The sequence below is a fragment of the Pseudomonas sp. Z3-6 genome (assembly GCF_051131985.1).
In the GTDB taxonomy this organism is placed as follows: domain Bacteria; phylum Pseudomonadota; class Gammaproteobacteria; order Pseudomonadales; family Pseudomonadaceae; genus Aquipseudomonas; species Aquipseudomonas zanjanensis.
Window position 1 is genome coordinate 4,642,123 of the sequence record NZ_CP071644.1, and the last position, 15,449, is coordinate 4,657,571.

Consider the following 15,449-nt stretch of genomic DNA (forward strand, 5'->3'; position numbering starts at 1 on the left):
TTACTCAATTTATCCACTGAATGAAATTGAAAATAGTCTTCGCTTCAGTGAAATAGTCCATTGAGCCCATCCTATTCTTCGTCCTACTCTTCGTCCATACAGGGGCGATTCGAACAACAGCGGCAGCCGACTTGAGGTCGAGCGCCAACGCACCCCAGCAGCACCCTTTCGTATCTGCCCATACAAAAAAGCGCGCCTTGCGGCGACGCATAACAATCCCAGGTGGAGCGCAGCGATGGCTTTTTTGCAACTTGAAGGGCTTGGCAAACGTTACGGCGACATCGACGCCGTGGTCGCCACCCATCTGTCGGTGGAAAAAGGCGAGTTCGTCTCGCTATTGGGGCCTTCCGGCTGCGGCAAGACCACGACCTTGCAGATGATCGCCGGCTTCGTCGAAGTCAGCAGCGGGCGCATCCTGCTGGACGGCCGCGACATCACCCACGCCAAGCCCGCCAGCCGCGGCCTGGGCGTGGTGTTCCAGAGCTACGCGCTGTTCCCCCACATGACCGTCAAGGACAACGTCGCCTTCGGCCTGCGCATGCGCAAAGTGGCCAACGCCGAGTTGCAACAACGGGTGGATCGGGTGTTGAAACTGGTCCGCCTGGACCGTCACGCCGACCGCTACCCACGCGAACTCTCGGGTGGCCAGCGCCAACGCGTGGCACTGGCCCGGGCGCTGGTGATCGAACCGCCGGTGCTGTTGCTCGACGAGCCGTTGTCCAACCTCGACGCCAACTTGCGCGAAGAGATGCAGTTCGAAATACGCCGCATCCAGCGCGAAGTCGGCATCACCACGCTGATGGTGACCCATGACCAATCCGAAGCCCTGTCGATCAGCGACCGGGTCGTGGTGATGCAGGCCGGGCGCATCACCCAGATCGACGCGCCGTACACCCTTTACGAGCACCCGCGCACCGAGTTCATTTCAGGTTTCGTCGGCAAAGCCAACCTGCTGGCCGGCAGGCGCGACAGCGCGGGTATCGTTCAAGCCTGCAGCCCGGCCGAGGGTGAGCTGACGCTGAGTTTACGTCCGGAAAAAATCGACCTGTGCGAGGTTGGTTCAGGACGACTGCAAGGCACCCTCACCAGCCGCTTCTTTCTCGGCAGCCAATGGCTGTACGGCGTCTCCACCCGCCTGGGTGAACTCTGCGTGGTGCGCCGCAACGATGGCTCGGCGCCCCTGGTCGAAGGCACGGCGGTGGGCCTGGATTGGGATCCGGCGCTGCTGCGGGTACTGAGCGCGGACGAGGTACCGGCATGAAGCTGATCGATGCGATGCGCCGCGGCCGGCAAGGCTACCTGATGTCCGCGCCGGCCCTGGCCCTGTACCTGGGCTTGTTGGTCATTCCGCTGGGCTTGACCTTGGTCTTGTCATTCAACGTATTCGACTATAGCTCGGGCATCAACGGCGACGCCTACACCTTCGTGCACTACACCAGCCTGTTGGCCGATCCGTACTTCTACGAGATCTTTTTGCGCACGTTCTGGATCAGCGCCCTGACCACCCTCCTGTGCGTGCTGATCGGCGTGCCCGAGGCGTACATTCTCAGCCGCATGGGCGCACCGTGGCGCTCGATTTTCCTGATCCTGATCCTCACGCCGCTGCTGATTTCGGTAGTGGTGCGGGCGTTCGGCTGGAGCCTCTTGCTCGGTGCCGACGGCCTGGTCAACCAGGCCCTGCAAGCCTTCGGCGGCGCGCCGGTGAAGCTGCTCTATACGCCGTTCGCCGTGGTCATCGCCCTGGTCCACGTAATGTTGCCGTTCATGATCATTCCGGTCTGGACCTCGCTGCAGAAACTCGACCCGGCCGCCGAGCAGGCCGCGCTATCCCTCGGGGCGAGCCAGTTCACGGTGATCCGCAAGGTGGTACTGCCGCAGATCATGCCCGGCGTGCTGTCCGGCACGCTGATTGTGTTCGGTCTCGCCGCCAGTTCCTTCGCGATTCCCGGCCTGCTCGGCGGACGGCGCTTGAAGATGGTCGCCACGTTGATCTACGACCAGTACCTGTCGGAGCTGAACTGGCCGATGGGCGCGGCCATTGCCGTCGCGCTGCTGCTGCTCAACCTGCTGATCATGCTGTCGTGGAACCGGATGATCGAAGGCCGCTACAAGAAGTCATTGGGGTAATGGGTCATGTCTAGAAACGGTCCTTTCGCGCTGTTGTTCCACGCCTTGGTGGTGATCTTCATGCTCGCGCCGCTGGTGGTGGTCTGCCTCGTCGCCTTCACTCCGGAAAACACCCTGAGCCTGCCGACCACCGAGTTTTCCCTGCGCTGGTTCCGCGCGGTGTTCGAGCGGGCGGATTTTGTCGACGCGTTCTACAACAGCCTGGTCCTGGCGTTCTGCGCGGCCTCGCTGGCGACCTTGATCGCGGTGCCGGCGGCCCTGGCGATCACCCGGCTCGAGTTTCCGGGCCGGGACTTCTTCAACGGCCTGTTCCTGTCACCGATCATCATTCCGCACCTGGTGCTCGGGGTGGCGTTGCTGCGCCTGTTTGCATTGATGGGCGTGAACGGCAGCTTCGCCTGGCTGATCTTCGCCCATGTGCTGGTGATCACGCCGTATGTGCTGCGCCTGGTGCTGGCCTCGGCCATCGGCCTGGACCGCAGCGCCGAACAGGCCGCGCAATCGCTAGGCGCCGGACGCTTCACGCTGTTCCGGCAAATCACCTTGCCGATGATCCTGCCGGGGGTGGCCGGAGGCTGGCTGCTGGCGTTCATCAACAGTTTCGATGAGGTCACGCTGTCGATCTTCGTCACCTCGCCGGCCACGCAAACCTTGCCGGTGCGCATGTACGTGTACGCCACCGAATCCATCGATCCGATGATGGCGGCAGTGTCGGCGCTGGTCATCGGGCTCACCGCGCTGACCATGATTTTGCTCGATCGGGTCTATGGCCTGGATCGGGTCCTGGTAGGCAAACAATGAGGGTGTCATGGCACTGCTGAAACGACTGGCCGAAGGCGACCGCCCGGCCCTGGACTTTATCCTCGACGGCCAGCCTGCCACCGGCCTGCTGGGCGACACGCTGCTGACCGCCGTGCTGACCTGCAGCGAACACTTGCGCGGCAGTGACTTCAGCGCCGAACCCCGGGCCGGCTTCTGCCTAATGGGTGCCTGCCAGGATTGCTGGGTGCGCCTGGGCGACGGCCGCCGCGTCCGCGCCTGCTCGACCTTGCTCGAAGCCGGACAGCACATCAGCCGCGAACCGGGGCGCCAGGTATGAACAGTGTCGGCGGGCACGGCCTCATCGCGAGCAAGCTCGCTCCCACAGGAGACCTGCGGCGCTTACAAAACCCAAGTCCACAACCAATCCCATGTGGGAGCGAGCCTGCTCGCGAAAGCGGTCTGCCTGCTGAAACCGTCGTTGGATGTGCCGCCGTCTTCGCGAGCAAGCTCGCTCCCACAGGAGACCTGCGGCGCTCACAAAACCCAAGTCCACAACCAATCCCATGTGGGAGCGGGCTTGCTCGCGAAAGCGGTCTGTCTGCTGAAACCGTCGTTGGATGTGCCGCCGTCTTCGCGAGCAGGCTCGCTCCCACAGGGGAACTGCGGCGCTCACAAAACCCAAGTCCACAACCAATCCCATGTGGGAGCGGGCTTGCTCGCGAAAGCGGTCTGCCTGCTGAAACCGTCGTTGGATGTGCCGCCGTCTTCGCGAGCAGGCTCGCTCCCACAGGGGAACTGCGGCGCTCACAAAACCAGCCTCCACAACCGACCCCATGTGGGAGCGGGCTTGCTCGCGAAAGCGGTCTGCCTGCTGAAACCGTCGTTGGATGTGCCGCCGTCTTCGCGAGCAGGCTCGCTCCCACAGGGGAACTGCGGCGTGCACAAAACCCAAGTCCACAACCAATCCCATGTGGGAGCGAGCCTGCTCGCGATGACGGCTTCGACAACAGCGCAAATCCCCCGGCCCTGCCCGTGAGGTGGCGATGAAACCGATAACCATCATCGGCGCCGGCCCGGCGGGTATCCGTGCCGCGCAGACCCTGGTCGCCCACGGCCTGTACCCCGTGCTGCTGGACGAAGCCGCCCGCGGTGGCGGGCAGATCTATCGGCGCCAACCGGCCAATTTCAAGCGCCCGCCGGACAAGCTTTATGGCTTCGAAGCACACAAGGCCAACGCCATCCACCAGGCCCTCGACCAATTGCGCGGACAGCTCGATTACCGTCCCGATACCCTGGTGTGGAATGCCGAGGCCGGCCTGCTCGATACCTTGCATGCAGGCCGCGCCGATCGCCTCGAGTACGCCGGCGTGATCGTCGCAACCGGCGCCACCGACCGGGTCCTGCCAGTGCCGGGGTGGACCCTGCCCGGGGTGTACAGTCTGGGCGCGGCGCAGATCGCCCTGAAGTTCCAGGGGTGCGCCATCGGCGAACGGGTGGTGTTCGCCGGCAGTGGCCCGTTGCTGTACCTGGTGGCCTATCAATATGCCCGAGCCGGCGCGAATGTGGTCGCGGTCCTCGACAGCTCACCGTTTAGCGCCCAGGTCCGCGCCCTGCCCGACCTGCTGGTACAACCGACCACCCTCGCCAAAGGCCTGTATTACCGCGCCTGGCTGACCACCCGCGGCATCCCCGTGCATCAAGGTGCGAGCCTGGCGCGTGTCGAAGGAGAACGGCGGGTGCAGTCGCTGGCATGGCGCAACGCAAGCGGCGAACACACACTCGATTGTGACGCGGTGGCCTTCGCCCACGGCTTGCGCAGCGAAACCCAACTGGCCGACCTGTTGGGCTGCGATTTCACCTGGAACACGCTCAATCGCGCGTGGCTGCCCCAACGGGACCGCGCCGGACGCAGCAGCGTGCCGGGAATCTACCTGGCCGGTGACGGTGCCGGCATCATGGGCGCCGACGCGGCAGAGCTGGCCGGTGAACGGGCGGCCCTGGCCTTGCTTGAAGACCTCGGCTACGCCACCGACCCACAGCGTTGCACGCAACTGGAACAAGCCCTTGAACGCATCGGCCGGTTCCGCGAAGGCCTGGAGCGCGCATTTGCCTTTCCTGAACACTGGGCTGCCGACGCCGCCGATCAACTGATGATCTGCCGCTGCGAAGAAGTCAGCGTTGGCGACATCCGCCGCGTGGTGAACGAAGGCCATTGGGAAATCAATCGGGTCAAGGCCCACTGCCGGGTCGGCATGGGCCGTTGCCAGGGGCGGATGTGCGGCAGCGCGGCTGCGGAAATCATTGCCCGCGAAAGTGGCCGCACCGTCTCCAGCATCGGCCGCTTGCGGGCCCAGGCGCCGATCAAGCCCGTACCGTTCGGCCTGGAGGTCGAGCCATGATCGAAGTGGATGCGGTGATCATTGGCGGCGGTATCGTCGGCGCCTCGGCGGCGCTGTTCCTGAGCCAGGCCGGACGCCGGGTGGCGCTCTTGGAACGCGACTTCTGTGGCTCGCACTCCAGCGGCGTGAACTACGGCGGTGTACGTCGCCAGGGTCGGCCGCTGTCGCAACTGCCCTTGTCGCAACGGGCCCATGAGATCTGGCGCCAGTTGCCCCAGTTGATCGGCATCGACGGCGAGTACCAGCGCAGCGGCCATCTCAAGCTGGCCCGCAGTGCCGCAGACCTGCAAGCGCTGCACGACTATGCCGCCGCCAGCCAAGGCTTTGGCCTGGATTTGCAACTGCTTGATCGCACGGCCCTGCGCGCGCGCTTTCCGTGGGTCGGCACCGTCGCGGTCGGGGCGTCGCTGTGCCCGGAAGACGGCCATGCCAATCCGCGCCTGGTATCGCCAGCCTTCGCCCAAGCCGCGCGCCGGCAGGGTGCGCAAGTCCACGAACAATGCGCCGTCAGCCATGTTGAGCACGAGGGCCAGCGCTTTGTCGTACGCACCGCAACGGGCCTGACGTTCCACGCGCCCTGGCTGCTGAACTGCGCCGGTGCCTGGGCCAGCCAGTTCGCCGCGCAATTTGGCGAAGCGGTGCCGATGCACACCGGGCACCCGGCGATGCTGGTCACCGAACCCTTGCCCTTGGTCATGGATGCCAGCACGGGCGTCGAGGGCGGTGGCATCTACGCCCGCCAGGTCTCGCGCGGCAATTGCGTGCTGGGAGGCGGCCAAGGTTTTGCGCTGGATGCCGCTCGCGCCCGGCCCGGCCAGAACGCCGTGCTGGATATCCTGTGCCAGGCCGTCGAGCTCTACCCGTTTTTGCAAGGCGCCCAGGCGATTCGTACCTGGAGCGGCACCGAAGGCTACCTGCCCGATCGCCAGCCGGTGATCGGCCACAGCAGCACCCAGCCCGGTCTATTGCACGCGTTCGGCTTTGCCGGCGCGGGCTTCCAGATCGGCCCGGCGGTGGGCCAGGCGCTCACCGAGATCATCTGCAGCGGGGCTTCGTCCACGCCGCTGGATGCGTTTTCCATCACCCGGTTTCACTCCATCTCCGTTGCTTGATAGAGGAAGGTCGCGCCAATGAATAACGTCAAACGCAGTGCATTGTTCGGTTTCTGCTCGCTGGGTTCCGCTTGCCTGGGCGCCCTGCTCCCGGTCACCCAGGCGTTGGCCGAGCCGACGCTTTACCTGGGCATGAACGGCGGCACCATGGAGCGGCTCTACGCCGACAAGGTCTTGCCGGCTTTCGAGAAAGCCAACAACGTCAAAGTCGTCATCGTGCCCGGCACCTCCGCCGACATCCTGGCGAAAGTCCAGGCCAGCAAGGGCAACCCGCAGATGCACGTGATGTTCCTCGATGACGGCATCATGTACCGCGCCATCGCGATGGGGTTGTGCGACAAACTCGAGGACAGCCCGACCCTGGCGCAGATCCCGGCCAAGGGACGCATCAAGGATCAGGCCGTGGCGGTCAGCCTCGGCGTGACGGGGCTCGCCTACAACACCCGGCTGTTCAAGGAAAAAGGCTGGAATACGCCCACCTCCTGGATGGACCTGGCCGATCCGCGCTTCAAGGACAAAGTGGTGTTCCAGTCGATGGCCTCGTCTACCTTCGGCCTGCACGGCTTCTTGATGTTCAACCGGATCCAGGGCGGTAGCGAAACCGACGTCGAGCCGGGCTTCAAGGCGTGGCCGAACACGGTGGGCCGCAATGTGCTGGAGTACATCCCGAGCTCGGCGAAGATATCCGAAATGCTGCAAACCGACGAAGCCGCGCTATTCCCCCTGACACCGACCCAGGTGACCGCGTTGAAACTCAAGGGCATGCCGGTGGAATATGCCCAGCCGAAGGAAGGCGCCGTGGTCCTCAACGTCGCCGAATGCGCCATCGCGCAGAACACCCAGCCGGAACTGGCGCAAAAACTTGCAGAGTTCCTGCTGACCCCGCAAGCCCAGGCCATCGCCCTGGAAGAAGGCGACCAGATTCCGTCCAACCCCAACACCCCGACCACCGACAAGACCCGTGGCCAGGTAGAGGCGATGAAGCAATACCTGGAGACAGCGATTGCCGTGGATTGGGACCAGGTCAACGAACAACGCCCGGCCTGGAACGCCCGCTGGAACCGCAGTGTCGAGCGCTAGGACCCGCTTTGCAGTTATCATGCGGCCAATTCACACCGAATTGAACAGATAACCTGTGGCGAGGGAGCTTGCTCCCGCTGGGCTGCGAAGCAGACCCCAAGCCTGACACCAAGGTGTGTCAGCCTGATTGCATGGCCGCTTTTGGGGCTGCGATGCAGCCCAGCGGGAGCAAGCTCCCTCGCCACAGGTTCTGTGCTGGTTTCAGTATTTGTGCCCGCCCCTTGATCAACAGCGAACCCTCCCATGCACACCCTCGCTCAACTACGCGCCGGCCAGCTCTCGGGGATTACCCGGCTGGACCTGGCCTGCGGCTTGACGGAGTTTCCCCGGGAAATCTTCGAGCTGGCCGATTCCCTCGAGATCCTCAACCTCAGCGGCAATCAGCTGGACACGCTGCCCGACGACCTGCATCGGCTGCCCCACCTGCGTGTGTTGTTCTGCTCGGATAACCGCTTCACCGAACTGCCCGAATGCCTGGGCCGTTGCAGCGCGTTGACCATGGTTGGTTTCAAGGCCAACCGCATCACCCGTGTCACGGGCGTCGCGCTGCCGCCAAGGCTGCGCTGGTTGATCTTGACCGATAACGACGTCGACGAGTTGCCCGACGAGCTGGGCCAACGCCCGCACCTGCAAAAACTGATGCTGGCCGGTAACCGTCTGCAGCAGTTGCCGGCGAGCCTGGGCCGGTGTCATCGCCTGGAGCTGCTGCGCATCGCCGCCAATCGACTGACCGAACTGCCGCAATGGTTGTTGAGGCTACCGAGCCTCAGTTGGCTGGCCTACGCCGGCAACCCGCTGGAAGCCCAAGCGGAAGCGGCGGCCCTGAATACCACTGTGCCTATCGACTGGTCGCAACTGGCGCTGCAACAACCACTGGGTGAAGGCGCATCCGGGGTGATTTTCCAGGCGCTCTGGCAAGCCCCCGGCCAGGTGGCGCGAAACGTCGCCGTGAAGCTGTACAAAGGCCAGATGACCAGCGACGGCTCGCCCCTGCATGAAATGCATGCCTGCATCACGGCCGGTCGACACCCGAACCTGATCGACGTGTTGGGCCAAGTCACCGGGCACCCCGAGCAACAGGCCGGGCTGGTGATGGCACTGATCGAGCCCAGCTACCGCAACCTCGCCGGGCTGCCGAGCCTGGCGTCATGCACCCGCGACGTGTATGCCGATGATCTGTGCCTGAGCGCCCCGGCGGCATTGCGCATCGCTCACGGCATCGCCTCGGCGGCGGCGCACCTGCACCGCCAAGGCATCTCCCACGGCGATCTCTACGGGCACAACATCCTGTGCAATGACCAGGGCGATTGCCTGCTGGGCGATTTTGGCGCGGCGTCGTTCCACGCCATCACGGATAACCTGCAAACCCGCGCACTGCAACGCATCGAGGTGCGGGCCTTCGGGATTCTGCTGGGGGAATTGCTGGCGCGGATCGAACCGGCGCTCGCGGCACAGGATCTTGCATGGCTGCAGGATTTGCAGGCGCGCTGCTGTCAGCCGGAGGTGCTGGCACGGCCGGGGTTCGATGAGATTGAAGGTTTGCTAAGCGAGTTCAAACACATCGACTAAACCAGCCCCCCAAACAAACACACCACCTATTGTGGCGAGGGGATTTATCTGTGGGAGCAAGGCTTGCCCGCGATGCGGACACCTCGTTTTCTCAGAGACCGCGTTGTTTTCATCGCGGGCAAGCCTTGCTCCCACAGAATGAGCGGCCCCCAGGAATACCCCCCTTGCCACAGGGTGTACTGCTTACCCCGCCAACCCGACAAACATGTCCTGCACGTCATCGTGATTGTCGAGGCCTTCGAGGAAGGCTTCGACTTCGGCCATCTGCTCATCGCTCAAGCCGCTGACCGGGTTCTTCGGCTGGTAGCCCAGCTTGGCCGACAACACGGTGAAGCCCTGCTCCGGCAAGGCCTTCTGTACCGCATCGAGGTCGGCAGGGTCCGTGATAAACAACGTCGCGCCTTCGTCACCCGGCTCGAAATCCTGGGCACCGGCCTCGATGGCGGCCATTTCCGGATCGGCATCCGGGCTGTCCGGCGCGGCTTCGATCATGCCGACATGGTTGAAGTCCCACGCCACCGAACCCGAGGCGCCCAGTTGGCCCTTGCGGAAGGCGACGCGAATTTCGGCCACGGTACGGTTGATGTTATCGGTCACGCATTCAACGATCAGCGGCACCTGGTGCGGCGCGAACCCTTCGTAGGTGACGCGGTGGTATTGCACGGTTTCACCGAGCTGGCCAGAACCTTTCTTGATCGCGCGTTCCAGGGTCTCGCGGGGCATCGAGGCCTTTTTCGCCTGCTCGACCACCAGACGCAAGTGCGCGTTGGTCGCGGTATCAGCGCCGTTGCGTGCGGCAATGGTGATTTCCTTCACCAGCTTGCCGAAGATCTTGCCCTTGGCGTTGGCAGCCGCTTCTTTGTGTTTAACCTTCCACTGTGCGCCCATTACTCACTCTCTTGTCTGACGCGCCGAGACATCTGCCGGCCGGCGCTGTGGCGCAAGTTTATACGGCCTAAACCGGCTGATCGACCAAAAAATTCACCCTGCCGGATCGACATTTTCACAGTGTGTTGTAGGGCGTTTCTGAAATAGCGGCTCACAAGCACCATTTCCTCCCGTGGTTTCGTACCCTCTGTGCCTCTCTCCCCGCCAGTAGGAGGCGCGATGCGCAACGACACGGAAAGTCCCTTCAGCCTGACGCTCACGCCAAGCGACTTGCAGCTGCAAGTCTTGCGCTTCAATGGCCGCGAAGCCCTCAACCAGCCGTACCGTTTCGACCTCGAATTGATCGGCCTGGCCCCACCGATAGACCCCGACCTGCTATTGGGGCACCCGGCCTTCCTGCGCCTGGACCGCGACTCGGGTATCCATGGGATTATCCACAGCGTTTGCCTGAGCGCCCCGGCACCGCGGCGCATCGGTTATCGCTTGACCTTGGTTCCCTACCTGCAGCAATTGGAACAAGGCCCACGGCGCCGGGTTTTCCATCGGCTCAGGGTGGTGCAGGTGCTGCAACGCCTGCTGGAAGACAACGGCCTGCCCGCCGACAGCTATCGTTTCGAGCTGCCCCACGGGCAGTATCCATGCCGCCCGTTCTGCATCCAGTACGACGAAAGCGACCTGACCCTCCTGCAACGGCTGTGCGAGGAAGAAGGCATTCATTACCACTTCGAACACACCCCCCAGGGCCACGTCCTGGTGTTTGCCGAAGACCCGAAGAGTTTTCCCACACGGCCCGTCGAACTGTCCCTGCGCCCGAACGACAATTCGATACCGGCCATCAAGCGCTTGTATTTGCGTCACCACGGGATGCTGCCTGGCTTGCCCATCGGGTTCAGCGATCGGGCCACGACCGACACCGAGGCCTGGGCGGCGAATCAACCCATTGAGCAGATCGACCATGAGGCCATGCACGGCGACCCGGCCTTGACTCACCGGTACCAGGCCGGTCGCCGCCACCTGGAACGGTTACGCTGTCGGCAGCGGGAAATCCATGGCCACAGTGACCAACCCGCCCTGCACGGCGGCGACATCGTGCAGATCTGCGAGCACCCGGTTTCCACGTTCAACGATCAATGGCTAATCACCGAGGTCCAGCACCGCGGCCGGCAGTTTTCGATTCTTGAACCGGACCTCCCCACCACATCGTCGGCCCGTGACTACCACAACCGCTTCACCGCCATCCCCTGGGCCACGGTGTTCAGGCCGGCCCTCAAACACCCCAAGCCCTGCATCCCCGGGTATCACCGGGCCCATGTACTCGGCCATCCCGGCCAACCGGCCCAGTCCGATGAGCGCGGGCAAGTCAGCGTCAGCCTCTGGGCGCCGGACCAGGAAGGCATCACGCTGCCCGTGTCGCGACTGACGCTGAACAACAGCCCCTCGCTGAGGGCCGGCAGCGAAGTGCTGGTGAGTTTTCTCGATGGCGACCCCGACCGGCCGGTGCTGTGCCCAGGGGCTGTCGATACCGGCGCAGGACACGCCGCCGCCCCACCGAAACCGTCCCGTGGCAACCCTGATGCCGGATTGCTGTTGGACTGGCTGCTGAACCCGCCAAACTTCACGCCCTGAGCCGGCGCGTGGCTTCTTGCCGGCAAACCTGATCTGGCTCAAGCAAACCCAGCGAAACGGGCATACAGTGGAGACACAACGCCGCTCTAGACGGCGCTTTTGCCCTGATTGTTGGAGATACCGCGATGCCCTGGAAAAACTCGGAAAACCGCTACAGTACCGTCACGGTAACCTTGCATTGGCTGATGCTGGTGCTGCTGGCCGTGGTTTACGCCTGCATAGAGTTGCGGGGAATTTTCCCCAAGGGCAGTGGCGGCCGGTCCCTGATCAAGGAAGCGCATTTCATGCTTGGCCTGACCGTGTTCCTGCTGGCCTGGCTGCGCCTGTTCGCCCGCACCAGGGGCAAGGCACCGGCAATTTTCCCGGCCTCCCCCGCCTGGCAAACCCTCCTCGCCCGCCTGATGCACTGGGCGCTGTATGTATTCATGATCGCCATGCCGCTGCTGGGCTGGCTGATCACCAGCGCCGAAGGGCACCAGGTGATGTTCTACGGTTTCGATTTGCCGTTGCTCATCGATCAAGACAAGGACTTTGCCAAGCAATTGGAAGGCTGGCATGTGCTCGGCGGCACCATCGGCTATTGGTTGATTGGCCTGCATGCCTTGGCGGGGCTGTATCACCACTACGTGGTACGCGACAACACGCTGTTGCGGATGATGCCCAAACGCGGCTGATCGCTGTCAGTCGAACCCTCGGCGGCCTTGCAGACCGCCGGTGTGGACAAAGATCAAACGGGTGCCAGGGGCAAACCTTCCGGCCTCGACGTGCACCTTGAGCGCCATCAAGGCCTTGCCGGTGTACAACGGTTCCAGTTCGATGGCCGCCGTGGTTTCGATGAAGGCAGTCAGCTCGGCATCGACCCGGGCGAAGCCACCACGGCTGCCGTCGAGCAATTCATAACGCGGATAACAAAGCCCCGCCTCCCCCACAATGTGCTCGACCTGCTGGGCCACGCCATGGTCCGGGGGCACCGCCAGCACACCGTAGACCGCACGCTTGCCCGCTTCGGCCAGCACCAGCCCAGCCAGTGATGTTCCCGTGCCGCAGGCCAGCCACCAGCCGTGATAATCCGCCCACCCCAACGCCGCCAATTGTTGATCGACACTGGCCGCCCAGGCCATGCAGCCTTGTGCCCCAGGCAATCCCGAACCGCCCTCGGGCACCGGGTGCAAATGTGGATAGCGGGCCTGCCACGGCCCCCAGAAACCTGGTGCATGTCGCTCTCGGTATCCGCCATAACCCAACCAATGCAATTCCATGCCGAATGCTGTCAGGTCGCGCACCGTCGGCGTGTCCTGGGGGTGACCGCGCAGCAGCCCGGCCGTGGGAAACCCGAAGCGCTTGCCGGCTGCCGCCAGCGCATGCAAGTGATTGGAATAGGCCCCACCCAGGCTCATGACCCCCTCGGCACTGGCCTCCTGGGCGGCGCGCAGATGATGGATCAGTTTGAACCACTTGTTGCCGCTGATCAGTGGATCGATCCGGTCCAGGCGCAACACCGCCACTTCAACACCGGCACGGGCGAGCCAGTCCAGGTGAAGGGGTTCGAGTCGGGGTTGGGGATGCCAGTCGAGGGCAGGAAGCAGCATGGCGGCAGGTCGGAGGAAATGGGCTGGCATCTTACCAGCTTGGTCGCGAAGAACCTGACACCACCAAAACCTGTGGGAGCGGGCTTGCTCGCGAAGAGGCAGGCACATCCAATATTTTCATTGACTGACACACCGCCTTCGCGAGCAAGCCCGCTCCCACCTGGAATCGGCGGCGACCTTGGCTTCCATATTTGCAAGCTAAGGTCGCGCCCACAGTTTTTGTGCCTTACAACTGCGCCGCCAACCGCGAGCCCTGGTTGATCGCCCGCTTGGCATCCAGCTCAGCCGCCACATCGGCACCGCCGATGAGATGAACGGTCTGCCCTGCCGCTTCCAGGCCTTCCTGCAACTCACGCAGCGGATCCTGGCCGGCGCAGATCACGATGTTGTCCACGGCCAGCACTTGCGGCTCGCCGGCTTCGCCGATGCGGATGTGCAGGCCGTCGTCGTCGATCTTCAGGTACTCGACGCTGTTGAGCATCTGCACCTGCTTGTTCTTCAGGCCCGTGCGGTGAATCCAGCCGGTGGTCTTGCCCAGGCCGTCACCGACCTTGGACGTCTTGCGTTGCAGCAGGAATACCTGGCGTGCCGGTGCATGGGGTTCGGCCTTGACCCCGGCGACACCGCCGCGCGCTTGGAGATGGGTGTCGATCCCCCACTCCTTCCAGAACGCCTCACGGTCCTGGCTGGTGGCGACGCCCTGGTGAACCAGGAATTCCGAGACGTCGAAGCCAATACCGCCGGCACCGATCACCGCGACACTGCGCCCCACCGGCTTGCGTTCGAGGATCACGTCCAGGTAGCTCAAGACCTTGGCATGCTCCACCCCGGGAATCGCCGGCACCCGAGGGGCGATGCCGGTGGCGAGGATGATCTCGTCGTAACCGCCGGCCACCAATTGCGCCACATCCACCCGGGTGTCGAGGCACAGCTCGACATGACTGGTCTGCAATTTGCGCTTGAAGTAGCGCAGGGTTTCGAAGAACTCTTCCTTGCCCGGCACGCGCTTGGCGACGTTGAACTGGCCACCGATTTCGCTGGCCGAATCGAACAGCGTCACCTGGTGCCCACGCTCGGCCGCCACCGTGGCCGCGGACAACCCGGCCGGGCCGGCACCGACCACGGCAATTTTCTTCACCTGGGTCACCGGCAGGTAGTTCAGCTCGGTTTCGTGGCAGGCCCGCGGGTTGACCAGGCAACTGGTGAGCTTGCCGCCGAAGGTGTGGTCCAGGCACGCCTGGTTGCAGCCGATGCAGGTGTTGATTTCATCGCTGCGACCGGCAGCCGCCTTGTTGACGAACTCCGGATCGGCCAGGAACGGCCGCGCCATGGAAACCATGTCGGCATCGCCTTCGGCCAGGATCTGCTCGGCCACTTCCGGGGTGTTGATGCGGTTGGTGGTGATCAGCGGGATGTTCACCGAACCGCGCAGCTTGGCCGTGACTTTGCTGAACGCCGCCCGTGGCACCTTGGTGGCGATGGTGGGAATCCGTGCTTCGTGCCAACCGATACCGGTGTTGATGATCGTCGCGCCGGCCTGCTCGATGGCCTTGGCCAACTGGACGATTTCGTCCCAGGTGCTGCCGCGTTCCACCAGGTCAAGCATCGACAGGCGAAAGATGATGATGAAATTCGGGCCTACCGCCTCGCGCACCCGACGGACGATTTCCACCGGCAGGCGCATGCGGTTTTCATAGCTGCCGCCCCAACGGTCGGTACGGTGGTTGGTATGAGCCGCCAGGAACTGGTTAATGAAATAACCTTCCGAGCCCATGATCTCGACGCCGTCATATTCCGCCTTCTGGGCCAGGACCGAGCAAGTGACGAAATCGCTGATCTGCTTCTCGATACCCTCCTCGTCCAGTTCCTTGGGCTTGAATGGGTTGATCGGCGCCTGGATCGCACTCGGTGCCACTTGCTTGGGGCTATAGGCGTAGCGCCCGGCGTGAAGAATCTGCATGCAGATCTTGCCGCCGGCCTCATGCACGGCCCGGGTGACGATCTGGTGCTTGAGCGCCTCTTCTTCGGTGGTCAGCTTGGCCGCGCCGGAGTAGACACCGCCCTCGTCGTTCGGCCCGATCCCACCGGTGACCATCAGGCCCACGCCGCCCCGGGCGCGCTCGGCGAAATACGCCGCCATGCGTTCGAAGCCACCGGGTTTCTCTTCCAGGCCGGTGTGCATCGAGCCCATCAGGGTACGGTTGCGCAACGTGGTGAAACCCAAGTCCAGCGGGGCCAGCAGGTGCGGGTAATGAGAGGCGGTCATCGGTAGCTCCACAACGGGCGATCACGGGAAT

General features: G+C 63.7%; 13 protein-coding genes. 10 read left to right on the forward strand and 3 right to left on the reverse strand.

The features are described 5' to 3' along the window. The first annotated feature begins 235 nt into the window (after nt 1–235). The 8 genes from J3P88_RS20020 (at nt 236) to J3P88_RS20055 (ending at nt 9,049) form a co-directional block, all read left to right on the forward strand. Complete coding sequence (locus J3P88_RS20020) at nt 236–1,261, forward strand: ABC transporter ATP-binding protein (RefSeq protein WP_434571186.1); 1,026 nt, start codon at nt 236–238, stop codon at nt 1,259–1,261. Beyond that, on the forward strand, nt 1,258–2,127 hold the full coding sequence (locus tag J3P88_RS20025) for an ABC transporter permease (RefSeq protein WP_434571188.1): 870 nt from the start codon (nt 1,258–1,260) through the stop codon (nt 2,125–2,127). Before J3P88_RS20020 ends, J3P88_RS20025 begins: the two co-directional genes overlap by 4 nt. A gap of 6 nt (nt 2,128–2,133) precedes the next feature. Further along, nucleotides 2,134–2,928, forward strand: coding sequence for an ABC transporter permease (locus J3P88_RS20030; protein WP_186710008.1), 795 nt, complete (start codon nt 2,134–2,136; stop codon nt 2,926–2,928). Between the two features lie 7 nt (nt 2,929–2,935). Next, on the forward strand, nt 2,936–3,226 hold the full coding sequence (locus tag J3P88_RS20035) for a (2Fe-2S)-binding protein (RefSeq protein ID WP_186710006.1): 291 nt from the start codon (nt 2,936–2,938) through the stop codon (nt 3,224–3,226). A gap of 706 nt (nt 3,227–3,932) precedes the next feature. Then, complete coding sequence (locus J3P88_RS20040; RefSeq protein ID WP_434571191.1) at nt 3,933–5,288, forward strand: FAD-dependent oxidoreductase; 1,356 nt, start codon at nt 3,933–3,935, stop codon at nt 5,286–5,288. Continuing rightward, entirely contained in the window at nt 5,285–6,400 is a 1,116-nt protein-coding gene (locus J3P88_RS20045; protein WP_434571193.1) for an NAD(P)/FAD-dependent oxidoreductase, read from the forward strand. Before J3P88_RS20040 ends, J3P88_RS20045 begins: the two co-directional genes overlap by 4 nt. Before the next feature lie 18 nt (nt 6,401–6,418). Continuing rightward, nucleotides 6,419–7,480, forward strand: a complete 1,062-nt coding sequence (locus J3P88_RS20050) for an ABC transporter substrate-binding protein (RefSeq protein WP_186710617.1) — start codon at nt 6,419–6,421, stop codon at nt 7,478–7,480. Between the two features lie 243 nt (nt 7,481–7,723). After that, nucleotides 7,724–9,049 carry a leucine-rich repeat-containing protein kinase family protein gene (locus tag J3P88_RS20055; RefSeq protein ID WP_434571195.1) on the forward strand — a complete coding sequence of 442 codons (1,326 nt, stop codon included), beginning with the start codon at nt 7,724–7,726 and terminating at the stop codon, nt 9,047–9,049. 183 nt (nt 9,050–9,232) lie between these two features. Here the strand turns inward: J3P88_RS20055 and J3P88_RS20060 are convergent, their stop codons facing one another. Further along, nucleotides 9,233–9,937 carry a YebC/PmpR family DNA-binding transcriptional regulator gene (locus J3P88_RS20060; protein WP_186710613.1) on the reverse strand — a complete coding sequence of 235 codons (705 nt, stop codon included), beginning with the start codon at nt 9,935–9,937 and terminating at the stop codon, nt 9,233–9,235. 219 nt (nt 9,938–10,156) lie between these two features. Between J3P88_RS20060 and J3P88_RS20065 the strand changes: the two genes are divergently transcribed. Together J3P88_RS20065 and J3P88_RS20070 are read left to right on the forward strand one after the other, a co-directional pair. Next, entirely contained in the window at nt 10,157–11,563 is a 1,407-nt protein-coding gene (locus J3P88_RS20065; protein WP_434571197.1) for a type VI secretion system Vgr family protein, read from the forward strand. A 125-nt stretch (nt 11,564–11,688) separates the two neighbouring features. After that, on the forward strand, nt 11,689–12,237 hold the full coding sequence (locus tag J3P88_RS20070) for a cytochrome b (RefSeq protein ID WP_434571199.1): 549 nt from the start codon (nt 11,689–11,691) through the stop codon (nt 12,235–12,237). A 6-nt stretch (nt 12,238–12,243) separates the two neighbouring features. Here J3P88_RS20070 and J3P88_RS20075 read toward each other — a convergent pair whose 3' ends face one another. Both J3P88_RS20075 and J3P88_RS20080 read right to left on the reverse strand, forming a co-directional pair. Continuing rightward, nucleotides 12,244–13,152, reverse strand: a complete 909-nt coding sequence (locus J3P88_RS20075) for a 1-aminocyclopropane-1-carboxylate deaminase/D-cysteine desulfhydrase (RefSeq protein WP_434571201.1) — start codon at nt 13,150–13,152, stop codon at nt 12,244–12,246. Between the two features lie 226 nt (nt 13,153–13,378). Continuing rightward, on the reverse strand, nt 13,379–15,418 hold the full coding sequence (locus tag J3P88_RS20080; protein ID WP_434571203.1) for an FAD-dependent oxidoreductase: 2,040 nt from the start codon (nt 15,416–15,418) through the stop codon (nt 13,379–13,381). Nucleotides 15,419–15,449: the final 31 nt, after the last annotated feature.